Genomic DNA, 19899 nt, shown 5'->3' with positions numbered 1-19899 from the left:
CGCTACATTAAGCAAAACCGCCTCGGCACGACCTGGCTGGCTTTGGGTTTGCGGGCTTCTTATGCTCGTAACTAGTTTTATTGTCTGCCAGCCGGCGCATGCGCAACTGCGCGTCGATATCTCCGGCGTAGGCGCCACTCAGTATCCAATTGCCATTGCCGACTATGCGGGCGACGCGCACGGGCAAGCGATAGCCCAAGTCATCCGGGATGACCTGACCCGCTCGGGGCAATTTCAGCTGATAAACGCCGCAGGCGCCAATCTGAACGCCGAAAGCTCGATTTCCTACGATCAATGGCGCAACCGCGGCGCCGACTACCTGGCCTACGGTTCAATTACCCAATCGGGCGGGCAGTACAGCGTCAGCTATCGTTTGGTCGATTCGGTGCGCAAAAGCCAGATCGATGGCGTCGCTTTCACCGGCACCGAAAAAGAATTGCGCCGTATCTCGCATCAAATAGCCGATCGGATCTACCAAAAAATTACCGGCGTGCGTGGGGTGTTTTCCACTCGCATCGCCTATGTGTTGCAAACGGGCAACACTTATGAGTTACAAATTGCAGACGCAGATGGGCAGAATCCGCAGGTCATGTTGCGTTCGAAACAATCCATTATTTCTCCGGCCTGGTCTCCGGATGGCAAGCGTCTGGCATACGTCAGTTTCGAATCGGGCAAGCCGGTCGTGTACCTTCAAACCCTGGCCACCGGAACACGCACCCCGATCGCAAATTTCAAGGGTAACAACAGTGCGCCAGCCTGGTCGCCCAATGGGCAGCAACTGGCCATCGTGCTTTCGCGCGACAGCATTTCCCAGATTTACACCATGAACCTCGATGGCTCGGGCCTGCGCCGAATCATGCGTTCGCCACTCATAGACACCGAACCTTTCTACACGCCCGACGGCGGGTCGCTGGTCTTTACCAGCGACCGCGGAGGCAACCCGCAAATCTACAAGGTGTCGATCGGCGGCGGCGACGCGCAACGCGTCACATTCAATGGCAGTTACAACGTCTCACCTCGCATTTCCCCCGATGCCAGCAACCTGGTGTACGTTACCCGCAGAGGGGGCGCATTCCGTATTGCAATGCAAAATATGTCCAGCGGATCCGAGCAATTATTGACCGCCGGACCCGATGACCAGTCACCAAGTTTTGCACCGAACGGCATGCAAATCCTTTATAGTTCTGTACAAGGTGGTCGCAGCGTTTTAGCAGTTGTGTCCGTTGATGGCCGTGTGCGTCAAACGCTATCGGCCCTCAGCGGAAAAGTGCGCGAACCCACCTGGGGACCATTTACCAACTAATTTTCAGTGTGACTCTTTTTCAAAGGAACTTAAATGAGCTCGCGCATTGCCAAAAGCCTCACTATCGCTGTATTGGCTGCCTCGCTGGCAGCTTGCAGCTCCGTACCTCTCGACAAGAACGCTAACGGTTCTGGGTCCGGTGCGGCAAATTCTGGGCAAATCATGGACCCCTTCAACCCGCAAAGCCCCCTCGCCCAACAGCGTTCGGTCTACTTTGAATTCAATAGCTATACGGTAGCAGATCAGTACCGCAGCTTGGTTGAGATGCACTCCAAGTATTTGACCGCCCATAACCAGCAGAAGATCCGCATCGAAGGCAACGCCGATGCACGCGGAAGTTCTGAATATAATCTGGCTTTGGGTCAACGCCGTTCCGACGCAGTAGCGCGCATGATGACGCTGCTGGGTGTCAACAGCAACCAGATTGAAGCCATCAGCTTCGGTAAGGAAAAGCCCAAGGCCTTGGGCACGACCGAAGCCGACTATGCTGAAAACCGTCGCGCCGATATTGTCTATCAACGTTAATATCCGACCGCGGTAAGTCATAGCAACGCCGTGGCGGCCATCCGCTACGGCGTTTTTATTTGAATGGATACCAAAATGAGCCTTTACTCCTTGTCTCTGCGCCGTACCGCCATCTTGGCCGCCACAATCTCGCTATTGTCTGTCACCATCCCCGCCCATGCATTCGCCGACGACGATGCACGTCGCGCCATTCTTGAGTTGCGGGCGCAAATCAAGCAAATTACCGATCAGAACCAGCAGGCGCGCTTGCAACTGGCCGACCAGCTCGAGACCATGCAAAGCGAGGTCACCAGCATGCGTGGCGAACTGGAGAAGCTACGCTGGCAACAAGACATGGACAAGCGGTCCACTCAGGACCAGTCCGGCGGCAGCCACCCGAAGGTGGACAATCCGCAAGAACAAACGGCCTTCGACCAGCCCATGGGTCTGTTCCACAGTGGCAAATACAAAGAAGCCGCGGCTGCTTTTGGCGGGTTTCTCAAAAATTACCCCAACAGCCAGCTGGCCGCCGAAGCCCAGTTCTATCAAGGCAGCAGTTTTTATGCCAGCAAGAACTTCAAGGGCGCCATCCAGGAATTGCAAAGCCTGGTGCAGGCCAATCCCAAAGACCCACGCGCGGCTGACGCACTGCTTGTCGTAGCCGCGAGCCAGATCGAATTGAATAATATGGCGGGAGCCAAAAGCAGCCTGCAGAAAATAGTGAAAAGCTATCCGCAGACCTCCGCCGCCGAAACCGCAAAAAGTCGCCTTAAGCTCTTGCAATAATGTCTCGCGACCCCGCGTATGCGACTGCCGGGGCCCACCAATACGCCTGGCGACGCAAAAAGGGCCATTTGGCCTTGCTGGCATGCATTATTGTGGGCCTGCTGTGCGCGGATGCCCTGATAGGCCCGGCGCGTCTGGGTGCCATGACGGTACTGCAAGCGCTGTTGCACCCCGAATCGTCCGACCCTGCACTGGCCGCCATCGTTTGGCAAATACGCCTGCCGCAGGCTTTGATGGCGTTGGCCGTCGGCGCTTCGCTGGGACTGGCGGGCGCCGAAATGCAAACCGTGCTCAACAACCCCCTGGCCAGCCCTTTTACGCTGGGGATATCGTCGGCCGCCGCGCTGGGGGCCTCGCTGGCTCTGATTCTGCATATCAGCCTGCCCCTGGTCCCTGCCCAGTACATGCTGATGATCAACGCGTTTCTCTTTGCCCTGCTTTGCGCATGGCTGCTTGACGTGGTGGCGCGCAAGGCGCGCATCGGCGCCGCCGGAATCGTCCTGTTCGGCATTGCTTTGGTTTTTATTTTTAATGCGCTGCTGTCCCTGGTGCAATTTACCGCCAGCGCCACGGCGCTGCAGGATCTGATTTTCTGGATGATGGGGAGCCTGGCCCGCACCGACTGGCCCCGGGTCGGCATCATGAGCCTGACGCTGATCGTCGTTTCACTGTTTTCGCTTAAACAAGCCTGGCAGCTTACCGCCCTGCGTTTCGGCGACGAACGCGCCACCAGTTTCGGCGTCGATACGCACAAGGTGCGCCGCGCCGCCCTGATCCGGATCAGCATTCTGGCGGCTCTGGCGGTCGCCCTGGTGGGTGTGATCGGTTTTATCGGTCTGATCGCGCCGCATATCGCACGCCGCATCTGGGGCGAAGACCATCGCTGGTACCTCCCCGCCAGTGCATTGACAGGCGGAGTCATTTTGATAGCGGCATCAATTGCGTCCAAGCTGATCATCGCCGATGGGGTACTGCCGGTGGGAATCGTCACTACCCTGGTCGGTATCCCCTTCTTTCTGCTCGCCCTTCTGCGTCGCCAGGTTCTGCAATAGCCATGCCTCAAGAACCACTTTCCAGCACGCTGCAAGTCCGCGCGATCTCAGTCACCCTGGGCTCGCAGCCCATACTCTCGCAGCTTGATGTGCCCGACCTGGCTGGCGGGTCGCTTGTCGCTCTGCTTGGGGCCAACGGCAGCGGAAAGTCAACGCTCCTCAAAAGCGTGGCTGGACTCATACCTGCTCAGGCCACAACGCTCAAACTGGGTGCTGACGATTTAAGAGCATGGGGGGCCGCGCAGCGCGCTACCCATATACGCTACCTGCCGCAATCATTGCCCGGCGATGTCCATCTAACCGTCGTGGAAGCCGTGCTGGTGGCGCTGCACGCGCGTCAGCGCACGGCACAGGCCGCCTCCCCGCCTGATCGCGCCACAGAGCGGGTTGAAGCCGTTTTGAAGGATCTGGACATCGCGCGGCTGGGCTCACGTTACCTGGACGAACTCTCGGGCGGGCAAAAGCAATTGGTGGGCCTCGCCCAGGCGCTGATCCACCAACCCGCCGTGCTGCTGCTCGACGAGCCGCTCGCCTCGCTGGACCTGAACTACCAGCATCACGTCATGCAGCTATTGCGGTCCCTGACACGCGAACGCGGCCTGCTGACCGTGATTGTGCTGCACGATCTGAATATGGCGCTACGCTACGCCGACTATGCTTTGATCATGAAACAGGGCAAACTCGTAGCCAGCGGTGCGCCGCGCGAAGTGATAACACCTGAAAACCTGGCCCAGGCCTTCTCCATTCGAGCGCGGGTCGAAACCTGCAGCCAGGGACTGCCCTACGTGCTGGTCGACGATCTGCTGCACATCTAACCATGCCTACCATCAACCCATTGCCCCAAACCATTTCGTCCGGACTGGATTACCCGCTGGCCTACACGGCCGCGGGCCAAGGCCAGGGCGTACTGCTTATTCACGGATCCCTGTGCGATTATCGCTACTGGCGCTGGCAGATACCAGCATTGAGCCAACAGTTCCAGGTGCTGGCGCCCAGTTTGCGCGGCTGCTGGCCAACAACCTTTAGCGACGACAACCCAGCCTATAACATCGCGCAGCATGCGCAGGACCTGATCGCCTTCCTGCGACAGCAAAGCCCGGGCCAGCCCGTGCATATCGTCGGGCATTCGCGCGGCGCGCACGTCGCGCTGGAAGCGGCCTGCACGGCCCCGGAGCTGACCCGTAGCCTGACTTTGGCCGACCCGGGGTTCCCGATCAAGGGTGAGCCGGCGCAACCCTCTTTTCAGCGTGATGTCGTGCAAAAAATCAAGGCCGGCGACATAGAGGACGCGATGCGCGACTTCGTGGATGCGGTAAACGGGGCCGGCACCTGGCATCAAATGGTGGGCTGGTTCAAAACCATGGTTAAAGACAACGCCTACACCTTGCTGTCCCAGATACACGAAGCTGCACTCGAGTTCGATCTGACCCGCGCCGAACGATTGAATTGCCCCGTCCTTTTGCTGGGCGGTGCCAATAGCCCGGCCAGGTATGGTCAACGCCTGGATATCCTTGAATCCATTTTCGCTGATGTTGAACGAACGACCATTCCGCTCGCCTCGCACGGCATGAATCTGGCCAATCCCAAAGCATTCAACGAGCGGTTGATGCGTTTTTTTGGGGAGCGCGGGTAATGCAGCGATGGCAGCCACTAGGGGTGCCGCTACATGAGGGGTGCCGCTACATGAGCAAATCTGTATATGGCGCGGGGTGGCAGCCACAAGGGCTGCCGCTACATTAGCAGCGGGTACGCTTTCGTAGCGGCACCCCTTGTGGGTGCCATCCCACGCACAGAACCTCGGCGTAACGCCATCCCGGCCATCAAGACGGCGAGCGCGGGCCGATCATTTTTTGGGCAATTGGCCCACCACGCCCTGAACGTAATAATTCATTTTGTTCAAGCCATCGTCGTTAAGCGAACCGGACGCCAGACGGACCTTGCCGGTGTTGTCGGTAATGGGCGCGTCAAACGGCGTAAGCGTGCCTGCGACGATTTCGGCCTGCTTGGCCAGTACGAATTTCTTCATATCGTCGGTCACCGCCGGGCCGTAGCCTTCCAGCGCGACCATACCTTGCTTGATGCCGCCCCAGGTGCTGTCGGACTTCCATGTGCCATTGATGACGTCTTGCGCCTCTTTGGTGAAATACTTGCCCCAGTGGTGCGTCACCGCAGCAATTTGCGCATGTGGGCCGAATTTGATCATATTCGAATGGTAGGCCACGGCATATTTGCCTTTTTCTTCGGCCAATTGCACCACGGCGGTAGAGTCGGTGTGATGCGTGAGCACATCGGCGCCCTGGCCGATCAGCGCCAACGCGGCATCACGTTCTTTACCCGGGTCGAACCAGCTGTTAACCATGATGACCCGTACTTCGGCCTTGGGATTGACGCTGCGCATGCCGCGCGTGAAGGCGTTAATGCCTTGCAGCACTTCGGGTATTGGGAACGCGGCAACATAGCCCGCCACATTGGTCTTGGTGATTTTCCCGGCCAGGATGCCCGCCAGATAACGGGCTTCATAGAAACGCGCATTGGTCGTGGCGACATTGGGCGCTGTTTTATAGCCGGTTGAATGTACAAATTTAACATTGGGGAATTGCTTGGCGACCTTCAGGGTGGGGTTCATATAACCGAACGACGTCGTGAAAATAAGCTTGTCGCCCTGCTGCGCCATATCGCGAATAACGCGCTCAGCGTCCGCCCCTTCAGGCACCGATTCGACATACTGAGTCTTTACCTTGTCGCCCAGATTCTTTTCCAGCTCCTTGCGCCCCAGATCCTGCTGCCACGACCAGCCCGCCTCTCCAACCGGGCTGACATAGACAAAGCCGATTTTGAGCGGCTCGGATGCCGCAGCACCGGCCGCCGACGCACAAAGCGCCATGGCGGGCGCCAGAGCCGCCGCGCACAAAAAGCGGCGCATATGATTCTTGAACATGATTTCCCCTTGGTGTTTGAATTGAAAGTTTACGTCTACAAATTGATGCTCTACGAGCCCGGACTGAAATTCTTGCCCAGCGAAGCCGGCATATTCAGCCTTATCCAGCCGGAATTTCGCGATATCACCACCAGAACCAGGACCGTCGAAAGATAAGGCAACATGGACAACAGCTGGGAGGCGATCGGCACACCCATTGCCTGCATATAATAGGCAAGAATCGTTATTCCACCAAATAAATAAGCCCCCAGCATGACCCGCGCCGGACGCCAGGTGGCAAACGTGGTCAGGGCCAGTGCAATCCAGCCACGCCCGGCCACCATGCCTTCAACCCACATGGGCGTATATACCAACGACATGAAGGCCCCCGCCAAGCCGCAGCAGCCCCCGCCAAACACCAGAGCAGCCAGGCGAATGCGGCGCACATTCAACCCCAAGGCATGCGCGGATGACGGCGATTCACCCACCGAACGCAAAACAAGGCCTGCACGGGTGCGGCGCAAAAACCAGATAATCGCGCCACACAGCAGCACCGACACATACACCATCGGGTGCTGGCGAAACAAAGCCGGCCCAAAAAACGGGATGTTCTCCAGCCACGGGATCCCGAATTTACCCGCATGCAGGCTGACACCTACATACGCAATGCCTATATAGGCCGACGCTCCGCCGCCAAACAGCGACAAGGCCAGGCCGCAAGCCACCTGATTGGCGCCCAGCCACACGGTAAGCCACGCAAAGAAGCCGGCCAGCAGCATCCCGGCGAAAGCGCCGGCCGCAAACCCCAAAAACACGCTGCCGCTATGAACGGCAACCGCAAAGCCCACCACGGCCGCGACCAGCATCATGCCTTCGGCCCCCAGATTGATGACTCCGGACTTTTCATTGATCAGCAAACCCAGGGCCGCCAGCATCAGAGGGGTGCCCGCATTGATCGAAGCCGCAATCAGCGGCGCCAGAGCATCCATCATTTTCTCCAGCTTAGTTTGTTGTGGATCAGCACGTCGCAGGCCAGCAAGGAAAACAGCAATATGCCCTGGAATACGCCGGTAATGGCGCTCGGCATCCCCAGGCGCGATTGCGCCAATTCGCCGCCTATATAAAACAGCGCCATGATAAAGCTGGCGAAGATCACGCCTATCGGATGCAGCCGCCCGACAAACGCCACAATGATGGCGGCAAACCCGTAGCCCGGAGAGACCGACGGCGTCAACTGGCCTATAGGCCCCATCACTTCGCATGCCCCGGCCAAACCCGCCAAAGCACCCGAAACAGTCATGGAAATCCACAAAGACCGGCGCGACGAAAAACCGGCATACAAGGCCGCTCGCGGAGCCATGCCGCCCACCTGCAATTTGAATCCTGAAAAGCTCTTCGCCAGGTACACCCAGGCCAGGAGGGCCGCCAGAAGGGCCAGCACCAATCCCAAATGCAAACGTGTGCCGGGGAGGATAATCGGCAACAGAAAGCCGCTGGAGAACAACTTGGACTGCGGAAAGCTGAAACCATCGGGATCCATCAGCACCCCATGCACCAAATAACTGAGCAACAGCTCGGCCACATAGACCAGCATGAGCGACACCAGAATCTCGTTGGCGTTATAGCGGTCGCGCAACCACGCCACAATCGCAGCCCATAGCCCGCCGCCGGCCATACCGGCGATCAGGGCCAGCGCAATGAATCCCGCGCCACCGTTCGTATCGTCGTCGAAATGCAAAATGACGGCGCCCGCCGCAATCGCACCCAACACAAACTGCCCTTCGGCCCCGATATTGAAGACATTGGCCCGAAAGCTGATCGCCAGGCCCACTGAAATCATCAATAACGGCGCAACCTTGACACCGACCTCGGACCAGCCGTGCACATCCTTGATGGGGTCCAGGAAAAACACCGCCAGGCTGGCCAGGGGATCGCGCCCCACCGAGGCGAACAACACCACGCCGCACAACATCGTCAAGGCGACCGCCATGACGGGAGACAGCCATGACATCCACGTCGAGGGTTTGGCGCGCGGTTCGAGCTTAAGCATGGACCGCTCCCTGAACACCGGGGGCAGCGCCCAGCCACAACCCGCTCATCCAGCGGCCGATCAAATCCATACTGGCCTCGGACGCGTCGATCGACGGCGATATTTTTCCTTTTGCCATAACGATCAATCGGTCGGATATCTCAAATAATTCATCCAGCTCTTCTGAAATGACCAATAAGGCACAACCCGCATCGCGCAACGCCAACAGTTCGGCGCGTATTTGCGCGGCGGCGCCTACATCGACACCCCAAGTAGGCTGCGCCACCAACAGCACCTTGGGCGCACGCACGATTTCCCGCCCGATGATGTACTTCTGCAAATTGCCTCCCGAAAGGCTGCCCGCCATGGCCTGCGGCCCGCCGGCCTTCACCCTGAAACGCTCGATAATGCTTGCCGCCAAACGGTCGAGCACGCCGTAGCGAACCATCCCATGCCTGACCGTTGCACGGGTCTGATGCGACAGCAACAGGTTTTGAGCCAGACTCAACTCAGGCACGGCGCCCCGACCCAACCGCTCTTCGGGCACAAAGCCCAGGCCATGCAAGCGACGCCACGCCGCGTTGCGCCGGCCCGCAGACACCCCGTCGAGCAGGATCGAGTCGGGGGCGGCACGGGTGTCCTCGCCCGACAGAGCCGCCAGCAGCTCCTGCTGACCGTTGCCCGAAACACCGGCAAGACCCACTATTTCACCTGCACGCAGGTCGAACTCGATATCGTGCAATTCGATGGCGAACGGATGACTTTTTTTCAGAGAGAGTTTTTGCACCGACAGGCGCGTAGCCCCGGCCGGCTGCCGATGACGTTCAACCGCGGGCGGCTCGGCACCTATCATCAGACGCGAAAGGCTGGCTTCGGTTTCCTGCCTGGGGTCGCACACACCTGTAACCTTGCCGCCGCGCATCACAGTACAGCTGTGGCAAAGCGCCCTTATTTCATCGAGCTTATGACTGATATATAAAATGCTGCAACCCTCGGCCGCCAGACGGCGCAAGGTCTCAAACAGTTTTTCCACCGCCTGCGGGGTCAGCACCGAAGTGGGCTCGTCCAGGATGAGCAGTTGTGGCTTGGCCAATAGCGCTCGCACAATTTCCACACGCTGGCACTCGCCCACCGACAAGGTATGCACATGACGCTGCGGCTCCAGATCGAGCCCGTACTGGGTCGCCGTATCGGCAATGCGCCGCGCCAAGGCGTCGAGCTTTGTATCCGCAGGCAACCCTAAAGCGATATTTTCCGTGACCGTCAGAGTGTCAAACAACGAGAAATGCTGAAACACCATGGCGATGCCCAACTGGCGCGCCGCCAACGGACTCCCGACTTTTATTTCCTGGCCATTCCAATACACCTGGCCCGAATCCGCTTCAACCACCCCATAGATGATTTTCATCAGCGTTGATTTTCCGGCGCCGTTCTCTCCCAGGACAGCGTGAATCTCGCCCGGCATCACCGTCAGGCCAACCGCATCGTTGGCCACAACGGCCGGATAGGCCTTCGTAATGTTTTTTAGCTCCAGGCGGCTGCTCATGTCTCGTTTTTTTAGTGATATCTTGATTTGCACAAGCGACGCCATCACGCACCGCCGGGGACTGACTCCGGCTGATTTTACTCAATTGCCTTCGAATCAGGCCAATAAATTGCTGGGCTCGTCCACATACGCCACAACCAGCGCCAAACCACCGCGCAATCACACCGGCGAAATCACTCCACGCCTGGAAAAATGACCGTCGATATTGGCCAGGAACCGATCGAGTGATGCCTGCATGGCCTCGGGCGAGCGGCCCGCCACGTGGGGAGTCAGCACAACGTTGGGCAGATCGATGAGCGACTCCGGCCGCAGCGGTTCGCTTTCATAGACATCCAGGCCCGCCCCGGCAATGCCGCCAGAGCGCAAGCTCGCCGCCAACGCTTCTGTATCGACAACGCTGCCGCGCGCAACGTTAACCAGCACACCTTTCGGGCCAAGAGCTTCGAGCACGGCGGCGTTGACAAGATGATGGGTGGCCGGCCCGCCGGGAATAGCCATCACCAGGAAATCACACCAGCCGGCCAGCTCCCGCACATCTTCAAAGTAGGCATAGCCGACGTCGCTGCGCCGACTGCGGCTGCAGTAGCCAATTTCCATGTCGAACCCGGACGCCCTTCTGGCAATTTGCCGTCCTATCATGCCCATGCCCACGATACCGATGCGCTTGCCCGACACCGTGGGCCGATGGTCCGGCAATGCGTCGCGATAGCCGCCGTTGCGAACCATCTGATCAAGCGTGACAATGCCCCGAACAGCCGCAATCAACAAGCCGAACGCGTGATCGGCCACGCTTGCATCATTGGTGCCCGCGCCATTGGCCACGATGATTCCACGCGCCCGCGCCGCCGCAACATCGATTTTTTCGACGCCTACACCCAGGGAGCAAATTATTTCCAAGGCGGGCATGGCCTCGATTTCCGCTTTCGTCAGACCAACAGTGCCTATGGTTAAAACGCCGCGAAAACGCGACCCGTCCGTGGCAATCGCGGCGTCACGAGCCGCCTTGTCTGGCGCATACACCATATCGTAGGCCGCGGCGATCGGGCGCCGATACGCCTCCTGCATGGAAACGATCACCAGAACGGGAATTTTTTGCGGCATGACGTGGACCTTAATTTAGGGCGAAAGATGGCACCCACAAGGGGTGCCGCTACAAACTCTAACGGGAGATGGCACCCACAACGGGTGCCGCTACGGAAACGTACCGGCGGCTCATGTAGCGGCACCCCTTGTGGGTGCCAGAATCAGTGGCCGACAGACGGTATCTATAAATATTAACTAATGCTATAGTTGCTAAAAGCACATATATAATTGCTTATAGCAACTTTACAGGAAAACCAAAATGGAAGCAGCGCAACTCGCGGAGCGGGCCGAAACGGTGCGCCGCTTCAATCGCTTCTACACCCGGCAAATCGGTGTGCTGCACGAGCACCTGCTCAATAGCGAATTTTCCCTGACCGAAGTCCGGATTCTTTATGAACTGGCCCATCGCGCCGGCCTGACGACGGCCGACCTGGTGAGCGAACTGAGCTTGAACGCCGGTTATCTCAGCCGCATCATTACACGGTTTGAAAAACGCGGACTCATCAAGAAAACACGCTCGGAAACCGATGCCAGAGCGTCGCTGCTGGCCCTGACCCGCCAGGGCCGCGCCAGCTTCGAGCCCCTGAACAAAGCCTCGCATCAGGAGGTGGCAGCCATGCTCGAGCAGCTTTCGCAAGCCGAACAACAACAATTGGTGGTAGCCATGCATCAAATCGAGGGCCTGCTGGACAAGCGAGGCACAAGCTACCTGCTGCGCGACCCGCAAGCGGGCGACATGGGCTGGGTTATCCACCGGCACGGCGCCCTGTACGCCCAGGAATACGGATGGAATGCCGATTTCGAAGCCCTTGTCGCAGAGGTCGTCGCCAAGTACATACGCGATTTCGACCCGTCATGGGAACGCAGCTGGATCGCGGAAAAGGACGGCGCGGTGGTCGGTTCGGTATTCCTCGTGCGGCATACCGCAGACGTTGCGAAACTGCGTCTGCTGTATGTGGAACCGAGCGCGCGCGGCTTGGGGATCGGCAAACGCCTGGTCCAGGAGTGCATCCGGCATGCCAAACAGCTGGGCTACAAGAAACTGATACTCTGGACCAACAGCATTCTGGTCGGCGCGCGCGGCATCTATCAAAACGAGGGCTTCAAACTAACCGGAGAAGAACCGCACCATAGTTTCGGCAAAGATTTGGTCGGCGAAACCTGGGAACTGCTTCTGTGAATACCTACCGGCTGGCGCTGGGCGCCGCCGCGGTGACAGGCATACTCGTTGGTGCGGCAATGGTCGCCACACGCGTCGTCGCTCCTGTCGTATCACCCGTGACGCTGGCGTTCCTGCGTTATCTGATAGGCCTGGCCTTCCTGGCCCTGCCACTGCTGCGCATCCGCTGGCCCAGATACACAATCAAGGATGCCGCGGCGATAGCGGTGCTGGGAATCTTTCAGTTTGCCGTACTGATCATCCTGGTGAACTATGCCCTGGAATCATTATCAGCCGGGCTGTGCGCATTGATTTTCTCGACCATGCCTCTGGCCACGATGTGCCTTGCCCTGGCGCTGCGACAGGAAAGCCTTAGTTCGGCCAAGACAATCGGCATCGTGCTGGCGATTACCGGTGTGGCGGTTTCGCTCAGCCCTTCCTCCCTGGCGGCGGGCGGGGGCAACACAGGCTGGTCATCACCCATCGCGATTATCGCCGCGACGATTGTGGGCGCCGCCTGCAGCGTGCTGTACCGGCCTTATCTGAAGCGCTACCCCACGCTGCCCACCAGCGGGATTGCCATGTTCTCTTCGGTGGTGTTCCTGACACTGGCCTGCCTGCTCACGGGCCAGACGCTTTGGCCGTCGAACCTGAACATTATCGACTGGCTGAACATCGTATTCATGGGTTTCGCCAGCGGGCTGGGCTACTACCTCTGGCTATGGGCGCTCGGCCGTATCGACGCAAGCCGCGTCGTCGCTTTTCAGGCCCTGGGTCCCATTACCGCCGCATTGATCGAACTGCCGATAGAACGGCACCTGCCATCCTGGACCTTGTGCCTCTCGATCGTGCTGGTCGTGTCGGGACTGCTGCTGGTGCAGCGGATGCAAGTGCGAGCACCGGCACGGATCAATTAGGTATTCATTCACCCGCATCGAAAGGGGCAGCTTTACAATCGGCCAATGTGAAATAAAAGTAATAAAGAAATAGATCATGCCCAAGAAACCAGCAGTGCCCCATACCGACCCCACAGGACTGAAAAAAAACCTGACCAGCTACGGCGATAACGAATTCTCGCTATTCCTGAGGAAGGCCTTTATCAAGGGGGCCGGCTATACCGATGCGGCGCTGGACAGGCCTGTCATCGGAATTGCCAATACCGGGAGCGCCTACAACCCGTGTCACGGCAATATGGCGCAACTGATGGAAGCGGTGAAACGCGGCATTATGTTGGCGGGCGGCCTGCCCATGGATTTCCCGACCATATCCATTCATGAAAGTTTTTCCTTTCCCACCAGCATGTATCTGCGCAACCTGATGGCGATGGATACCGAGGAAATGATCCGGGCCCAACCCATGGATGCCGTGGTGCTGATTGGCGGCTGCGACAAGACCGTACCGGCTCAATTGATGGGCGCGGCGTCGGCCGGCATACCCGCCATTGAACTGATCACCGGGTCCATGCTGACCGGCTCGCATCGATCCGAGCGCGTCGGCGCCTGCACCGATTGCCGACGCTACTGGGGAAAATACCGTGCCCAGGAAATCGACGATCAAGAGATTTCCGACGTGAACCAGCAACTGGTCGCCAGCGTGGGCACCTGCTCGGTGATGGGAACGGCGAGCACCATGGCCTGCATTGCCGAAGCACTAGGCATGACAATTCCGGGCGGAGCCACTCCGCCGGCCGTCACCGCCGACCGCATGCGCATCGCCGAGCTGACGGGCGCCCAGGCTGTCCGGATGGCAAAAGAGCATTTAACGATAGACAAGATACTGACGGCTGACGCGTTTGAAAACGCGATGAGGGTGCTGCTTGCCATAGGCGGTTCGACCAACGGCATCGTGCACCTGGCAGCCATTGCGGGCCGTGTGGGGCTGGATATCGATTTGAAGGCGTTGGACCGCATGGGCCGCGAAACCCCCGTTCTGCTGGATCTCAAGCCTTCGGGCCAACACTATATGGAAGACTTTCACAAAGCGGGCGGCATGGCCACATTGCTGCGCCAACTAAGGCCCCTGCTGAAATTGAACGCGCTGACTGTCACCGGGCGGACGCTGGGCGAAGAGATCGAACTCGCAGGTCCTGGGTTTGCACAAGAAGTCGTTAAATCCATCGGCAGCCCCATTTACCCGCAAGGCGGGATAGCCGTTCTTTACGGCAATCTGGCTCCGGGCGGCGCCATTATCAAGCAATCAGCGGCCCACCCCGATCTTATGGAACATGAAGGCCGGGCCGTGGTGTTCGAAAACGCCGCCGATCTGGCCGCGCGCATCGACACCGATGATCTGGACGTAAACAAAGACGATGTCCTGGTCCTGAAGAACATTGGCCCCAAAGGTGCGCCCGGCATGCCCGAGGCCGGCTATATTCCCATTCCCAGGAAGTTGGCCGTTCAGGGCGTTAAAGACATCGTGAGGATTTCCGATGGCCGCATGAGCGGCACGGCATTCGGCACCATTGTGCTGCACGTCACGCCGGAATCGGCCATCGGCGGCCCTCTGGCGCACGTAAAAAACGGAGACCGTATCCGGCTCAGCGTAAAGGATCGGGAAATTTCCTTGCTCGTGCCCAAAGCGGAACTGAAAAAAAGAGCCCTCGAAAATCCCGCCGTGCCGCCCACCGCGGAAAGAGGCTATCAAAAACTATTTCTGGACACCGTAACCCAGGCCGACAAAGGCGTGGACTTCGACTTTATGCGCGCGGCGCAAACCAAGGGGTCGACGCCCCGGTAGGACACGCCGCGTCAAGGCAGGAACTGCTGCGCACCGCTCCAAAGCGAACGAACGATATCGGCGGCCGGTTCGTCCGACGCCAGGCCCGCCGATTGCCCCGCCCATAACTGCATCTTCTGAACATCGCCGCTTTGCAGAGCGGCTTTGCGCATCTCGGACGTCAAGCCGCGCTGCACCGGGTAGGGCGCCGCTGCAGGTGCCGCTGCCGCCTCGGCAGCACGCACATAATCCGTGGCAATACCGCGCCCCGCCCGGCCGCTGAAAGCACGCGTCACAACCGTATCTTCCGGCGCCGCTCCTGCCAGCGCCTTGGCCCATGCCGGATGAATCTTCGCTTCGGGGCTGCGCAGAAAGCCTGTCCCGACCTGCGCCGCGCTCGCCCCCAGCGTCAATGCGGCCGCGACGCCACGTGCATCGGCAATGCCTCCGGTCGCCACGACGGGGATTTTCACGGCGTCGACGACAGCCGGCAACAAGGAAAACAGGCCCACCTGCTGCGCCTGCGCCCGATCGGCCTCAAAGCTGCCGCGATGGCCGCCCGCCTCCATCCCCTGAACAACCAGGACATCGGCGCCGGCCGCCTGAGCCGCTCTGGCCTCTGCAACCGTTGTCACCGTGGCGAACCATGCAATGCCACGAGCCTTGAGCTGCTTGACGAAGCCGGAAGGATACAAACCCATGATCGAGGAAACAATGGGTGGATCGACGGCAAGCATGGCCTCGCATTGTGCAGCAAAATCCGGCAGCGCAACGTTTCCCGCCTCGGGGGGTACCGAGGGCCCCCATTGAGAGAGGAAATCGCGGACCCGGGCTTCGTGCTGCGCATCGCGCACGGGACTCGGGTCGGGAATCCACACGTTAAGCTGAAACACACCTTCGGACTGCTGGCGAAACTGCGCCACCCAGGCCGTAACGTCTGCCGCCTGCATATGCAATATCCCGCAAGCGCCCAGGCCGCCCGCGTTAGCCACGGCAATCGCCAGGGATGGCGGGCACGACCCCGCCATCGGCGCCATCAATATGGGCACACCAAGCCCATAGCGTCGGCAAAACTGTTCAGTGCGAATCCGGGCGGTAGTCATTGGAAATCTCCTTCCTTGAATGTGCAGCAGTGCGAAGGCTAAACAAGATGATTGCGCCAACGAACAATAAACAGGCCGCGGCAATGCCCGGCAACACAATCGATTCTCTAAGCGTCCCGCCGGGAATCGCCAGCGGCCCCAACAATTGGCCCATCGCAAAACTGGCGGTCATGGCCGCAATCAGTCTGGACGCATCGGCGCCTGTCGCCAGGCGCGCGGTCTGCATGCCCGTCATGGTCATCACCATGAAGGTCCCCCCGACACAAACGGTGCTGATCACAATGGTGGCCGGGCTAAGGAACAAAGCAGGAGCCAAAACGCCGACCGCCATCACAATATTGCTGTATGCCCACACCTTTCTCGGCGACACACGCCCAAACAAATAGGCGGTGATGACCGTGGATAGCGCCGCCGCCGCTCCGAAGACCGGCCAGACCCATCCAAAAACCGCCGGATCGCTAATCAGTTCACGCGCAAACGCAGGCAAAAATGTGGCCGGAATAATGTAGCCAAAACCAAACACGCCGTAGCAAAACACCAGAGTCCAGCCTCGGGTAGTTATCGGCTGCGGTGCAGAAGTTGCTGCGCGCTTGGGCCCAATGGGACTCCAACCCAAAGGGCGCCAGGAAAAAACAAAGACCACCGCTGCGCAAGCCCCCAGCGCCAGCCAGGCGTGATCGGGCGCTGCATGCATGACTCCGGCCGCCAAGCCGGTCAGGCCCGCCAAAATCATGCCAAACCCCACTCCCGCGAATACCCAGCCATACAGCCCTGGCCGGCGCTGCGGCGCCAGCACAGTCAAGGCCCATGAAGAAATACCGATCAACGCATAGGCGCTCGCCACGCCCGTGAGAAACCGCAACACCACCCAGGCTGCATACATCTGCGTCAAGCCCGTGGCAAGCGTGAGCACGGCTATCCACAAAAGGCTATACCGGGCGGCTTTGTTTGGCGCAGGATCGAAAATGAAACTAATTAGCGCCCCCACAAAATAACCGGCGTAATTGGACGTTGCCAGCCATGCCCCCTGCCGCAGCGTGAGTCCGAAGCTTTGCTGCATCAGAGGAAGCAAGGGGGTAAAGGCAAAGCGCCCGATGCCCATTGCGGATGCGAGCCCGAGCGCCGCCAGCAGTGTTGCCATCACCGGCGTAGGTAATCGTTGTAATGTTTTCATTTGATACTATGCTAACCGCTTTGTTGATTCTCGTTTATAGCCAGCAGCCGCCCGACAGGCCCTCTGAGCTCCACCTCGTTACCCTCCGGGTCGGATAGATACAAAGAAAGGCCTTGACCTTGCGCGCCGTATCGGAGCGCCAGTTCGCCGGCTTCGATCCCCTGCTCACTCAGATAAGCCCGTATCTTCTCACCATCGAAGGGCTCTACTCTCAAACAAAAATGATCAAGGTTACGCCCTTCCCTACCCGGTGCGCAACCACCCGCACGCCCCAGCTTTCCATCAACCGTAATCAGGTCAATGAGCGCGTCGCCCGCCCGGACCTGGTAGAGCCCAAGCTCTTCCTGGACACGATCCAGCGTGCAGCCCAGCACATTCACATAAAAATTCAGCATGGGCGCAAGATCAGCCACACGAAGAACAAGATGGTCTATGGTTTGAATTTTAAACATGGCACGTCCCACCTCAACCCATCGCGGCTTTGACTGCGGCCAGTACATCCATCTCCAGCCTTGCAGTCATTAACTATGCACGCACGCAGAAAACTACGCGCCGGACCGACTCTTGACCTGATTGACCGTATCGAGCGCCAGACTGGAGTGGGCGTAGGCGCCGCCCGCGCGCATTTCGGCGGCTACCCACACGGCCTCCATGATTTCCTGTTCGGTCGCGCCTTCGCGCATCGCCAGCTCTGTATGGCCGCGAATGCAATAGGGGCATTGGGTCACATGAGCCACGGCCACGGCTATCAACTGCTTGGTCTTTTTGGGCAACGCCCCATCGGCGAAGACCTTGGCGCTGAACGCTTTGAAGGCCGCCTGTATCTCGGGAGTCGCGTCGGACCGTTGTTTGGCGAGTTCTTTCGTCATAGAGGGGTACATCGAGTGTTCCATACATTTTCTCCTTAACGTGTTTGCATCATGAAAACGGATTGCATACGACCATCATAGTCTTCCCGACCCCCGAACCAAACACGAAGCCCTCCATCGAGCGGCTCGATCAGATCAGCAAATCAGGCAAGAGGGCCATACTGGCAAATGTTTTCGAGGCGCCCGCCTTATATAGAGGCTCGTCGTGGCCGAGCGGCGAGTAGGCGAACACCATGGCGCCGGCAGCGACGCCCGCGGCGATCCCGGTAACGCTATCTTCGATCACAGCGCAGCGTTGTGGGCAAACGCCTAACGCCGCGGCGGCGGCCTGGTAGATATCCGGAAACGGCTTATTCCTGGCCACCTCGTGGCCGCTGAAAATCCTGTCTTCGAAATAATGGCGAATCCGGATTTTTTCGAGCTGCAGTTCGATTTTTTTACGATCGGCTCCCGAGGCGCAGGCCATATTGGCTTGCCAATGCCCGGCAATCGCGGTCAACGCGTCGTGAATGCCCGGCACCGCCTCCAGCCTCGAGCTTAGCGCCGCATTTCGACGCGCGCGGAATATGTCGATCCAATCCGGCCCCAGCCTTTTGCCGGTGTTTTTCTCAATCAGGTCCATCTCGTCCTGGAATGCCTTGCCCACAAACAAGGCATGGCATTCCTGCGGGCTTAAATCCCATCCCAACTCGCTCAACATGTCTCTCAGCACCCCAAGAGTAATGGGTTCGCTGTCGACCAAAATGCCGTCGCAATCAAAAATTACCGCGTCAAATTTCATTGCTACCCTCGCAAAACAATTGGGGATATTATTGATGAAAAGCTCGAACCCTGCACAGACCGCAGAGGCTTGTCACCCTCACACCGCGAACGCCGACCCCACCAGCCATGACCAGACCTGTTCCTTGCCACCGCCGCGATTTCACCTACTGCCGGCCGATTGCCACTCGCTGGTCCGACAACGACGTGTATGGGCACGTGAACAATGTCACTTACCTGTCTTACTTCGACAGCATCGTCAACCGCTATCTGATCGACGCGGGGGTCCTGAATATCGAATCCGGTGAAGTCATCGGGCTGGTAGTGGAAACCGGCTGCCATTATTTTTCACCCATCGCCTTTCCCGACAATATTGACGCGGCTTTCAAGGTGGCCCATCTGGGCAATTCCAGCGTTCGCTACGAAGTGGGCATTTTCAAAGAGGGCGAGCCGCTATCCGCTGCGCATGGTCATTTCGTGCATGTTTATGTCGACAGAAAATCACGCCGGCCGGTGCCCCTGCCGCCGGCATTGCGCAAGGCGCTGGAAATATTAACGCGGCCACAAAACGCCTAGGGTATTTCGATTGAAGCGCTTACGGAACTGAACGCGTTTCGCGTCGCTGTTTTTTTGAGCCGTTTTGGGTGGGGTCATTCTATTAAGACGCCGCAGGGCGAGGGGTGGGTACCGTCCGGTCCGTCCAGCGGTCGAGGCGCTACGCGCCCCGACTGCCCGGGTCTGCCTCGTCCAGGCGGGCGTCGGGCGAACTCGCTACGCCTCGCGCGCGAGGCTCCGCTCAAACAGCGCCCGCCGACAGCCCCCGCCTTCCCTTCGTCAGCACCCGGCGCTGGCCGAATGACCGGACGGTACCCACCCCTCGCCCTGCGGCTGCGCTGGTGA

General features: G+C 59.0%; 20 protein-coding genes. 10 read left to right on the top strand and 10 right to left on the bottom strand.

All coding sequences use genetic code 11. The features are described 5' to 3' along the window. Positions 1 to 61: 61 nt before the first annotated feature. From tolB to EDC26_RS19265, 6 genes are all read left to right on the top strand, one after another. Positions 62 to 1303 (top strand): Tol-Pal system beta propeller repeat protein TolB, encoded by a 1242-nt coding sequence (tolB, locus tag EDC26_RS19290; protein WP_243700988.1) that lies wholly within the window; start codon positions 62 to 64, stop codon positions 1301 to 1303. Positions 1304 to 1336: 33 nt separating this feature from the next. Then, positions 1337 to 1828 carry a peptidoglycan-associated lipoprotein Pal gene (gene pal / locus EDC26_RS19285; protein WP_132586092.1) on the top strand — a complete coding sequence of 164 codons (492 nt, stop codon included), beginning with the start codon at positions 1337 to 1339 and terminating at the stop codon, positions 1826 to 1828. 75 nt (positions 1829 to 1903) lie between these two features. Then, positions 1904 to 2593 carry a tol-pal system protein YbgF gene (gene ybgF, locus EDC26_RS19280; RefSeq protein WP_132586089.1) on the top strand — a complete coding sequence of 230 codons (690 nt, stop codon included), beginning with the start codon at positions 1904 to 1906 and terminating at the stop codon, positions 2591 to 2593. Next, positions 2593 to 3645, top strand: coding sequence for a FecCD family ABC transporter permease (locus EDC26_RS19275; protein WP_132586086.1), 1053 nt, complete (start codon positions 2593 to 2595; stop codon positions 3643 to 3645). The genes ybgF and EDC26_RS19275 overlap by 1 nt, the downstream gene beginning before the upstream one ends. A 2-nt stretch (positions 3646 to 3647) precedes the next feature. Next, the gene (locus EDC26_RS19270) at positions 3648 to 4460 is read left to right on the top strand and encodes an ABC transporter ATP-binding protein (RefSeq protein WP_132586083.1); all 813 of its coding nucleotides are present in this window, start codon (positions 3648 to 3650) and stop codon (positions 4458 to 4460) included. Positions 4461 to 4462: 2 nt separating this feature from the next. Next, positions 4463 to 5278: an alpha/beta fold hydrolase gene (locus EDC26_RS19265; RefSeq protein WP_132586080.1), complete on the top strand. Its 816-nt coding sequence runs from the start codon at positions 4463 to 4465 to the stop codon at positions 5276 to 5278. A 210-nt stretch (positions 5279 to 5488) separates the two neighbouring features. On the opposite strand, the gene EDC26_RS19260 is transcribed toward EDC26_RS19265, so the two are convergent. The 5 genes from EDC26_RS19260 to EDC26_RS19240 all read right to left on the bottom strand — a co-directional run bounded on the left by EDC26_RS19260 (position 5489) and on the right by EDC26_RS19240 (position 11238). Continuing rightward, positions 5489 to 6583, bottom strand: coding sequence for a BMP family ABC transporter substrate-binding protein (locus EDC26_RS19260; protein WP_243700986.1), 1095 nt, complete (start codon positions 6581 to 6583; stop codon positions 5489 to 5491). A gap of 50 nt (positions 6584 to 6633) precedes the next feature. Next, a complete protein-coding gene (locus EDC26_RS19255; protein ID WP_132586148.1) occupies positions 6634 to 7551 on the bottom strand; it encodes an ABC transporter permease in 918 nt (305 codons plus the stop codon). Beyond that, positions 7551 to 8612: an ABC transporter permease gene (locus EDC26_RS19250; RefSeq protein ID WP_132586077.1), complete on the bottom strand. Its 1062-nt coding sequence runs from the start codon at positions 8610 to 8612 to the stop codon at positions 7551 to 7553. Before EDC26_RS19250 ends, EDC26_RS19255 begins: the two co-directional genes overlap by 1 nt. Then, positions 8605 to 10137, bottom strand: a complete 1533-nt coding sequence (locus EDC26_RS19245; protein WP_132586074.1) for an ABC transporter ATP-binding protein — start codon at positions 10135 to 10137, stop codon at positions 8605 to 8607. The genes EDC26_RS19250 and EDC26_RS19245 overlap by 8 nt, the downstream gene beginning before the upstream one ends. Before the next feature lie 159 nt (positions 10138 to 10296). Further along, a complete protein-coding gene (locus EDC26_RS19240; protein ID WP_132586055.1) occupies positions 10297 to 11238 on the bottom strand; it encodes a 2-hydroxyacid dehydrogenase in 942 nt (313 codons plus the stop codon). A 241-nt stretch (positions 11239 to 11479) separates the two neighbouring features. Between EDC26_RS19240 and EDC26_RS19235 the strand changes: the two genes are divergently transcribed. From EDC26_RS19235 to EDC26_RS19225, 3 genes are all read left to right on the top strand, one after another. Next, positions 11480 to 12400 carry a bifunctional helix-turn-helix transcriptional regulator/GNAT family N-acetyltransferase gene (locus EDC26_RS19235; RefSeq protein ID WP_132586052.1) on the top strand — a complete coding sequence of 307 codons (921 nt, stop codon included), beginning with the start codon at positions 11480 to 11482 and terminating at the stop codon, positions 12398 to 12400. Beyond that, positions 12397 to 13296, top strand: a complete 900-nt coding sequence (locus EDC26_RS19230; protein ID WP_132586049.1) for a DMT family transporter — start codon at positions 12397 to 12399, stop codon at positions 13294 to 13296. The genes EDC26_RS19235 and EDC26_RS19230 overlap by 4 nt, the downstream gene beginning before the upstream one ends. A gap of 76 nt (positions 13297 to 13372) precedes the next feature. Then, positions 13373 to 15115, top strand: a complete 1743-nt coding sequence (locus EDC26_RS19225; RefSeq protein ID WP_132586046.1) for an IlvD/Edd family dehydratase — start codon at positions 13373 to 13375, stop codon at positions 15113 to 15115. A gap of 11 nt (positions 15116 to 15126) precedes the next feature. Here EDC26_RS19225 and EDC26_RS19220 read toward each other — a convergent pair whose 3' ends face one another. The 5 genes from EDC26_RS19220 to EDC26_RS19200 all read right to left on the bottom strand — a co-directional run bounded on the left by EDC26_RS19220 (position 15127) and on the right by EDC26_RS19200 (position 19021). Beyond that, entirely contained in the window at positions 15127 to 16197 is a 1071-nt protein-coding gene (locus EDC26_RS19220; protein WP_132586043.1) for an NAD(P)H-dependent flavin oxidoreductase, read from the bottom strand. Continuing rightward, a complete protein-coding gene (locus EDC26_RS19215; RefSeq protein ID WP_132586040.1) occupies positions 16172 to 17371 on the bottom strand; it encodes a YbfB/YjiJ family MFS transporter in 1200 nt (399 codons plus the stop codon). Before EDC26_RS19215 ends, EDC26_RS19220 begins: the two co-directional genes overlap by 26 nt. Before the next feature lie 11 nt (positions 17372 to 17382). Then, positions 17383 to 17823 (bottom strand): VOC family protein, encoded by a 441-nt coding sequence (locus tag EDC26_RS19210; protein ID WP_132586037.1) that lies wholly within the window; start codon positions 17821 to 17823, stop codon positions 17383 to 17385. 93 nt (positions 17824 to 17916) lie between these two features. Beyond that, positions 17917 to 18264, bottom strand: coding sequence for a carboxymuconolactone decarboxylase family protein (locus tag EDC26_RS19205; protein WP_132586034.1), 348 nt, complete (start codon positions 18262 to 18264; stop codon positions 17917 to 17919). 106 nt (positions 18265 to 18370) lie between these two features. After that, positions 18371 to 19021: an HAD family hydrolase gene (locus EDC26_RS19200; RefSeq protein ID WP_132586031.1), complete on the bottom strand. Its 651-nt coding sequence runs from the start codon at positions 19019 to 19021 to the stop codon at positions 18371 to 18373. Between the two features lie 107 nt (positions 19022 to 19128). Between EDC26_RS19200 and EDC26_RS19195 the strand changes: the two genes are divergently transcribed. After that, positions 19129 to 19575: an acyl-CoA thioesterase gene (locus EDC26_RS19195; RefSeq protein ID WP_132586028.1), complete on the top strand. Its 447-nt coding sequence runs from the start codon at positions 19129 to 19131 to the stop codon at positions 19573 to 19575. The last annotated feature ends 324 nt before the right edge of the window (positions 19576 to 19899 follow it).

It is taken from the genome of Paralcaligenes ureilyticus (assembly GCF_004346225.1).
Lineage (GTDB): Bacteria > Pseudomonadota > Gammaproteobacteria > Burkholderiales > Burkholderiaceae_B > Paralcaligenes > Paralcaligenes ureilyticus.
This window is presented reverse-complemented; position numbering and strand designations above follow the sequence as displayed.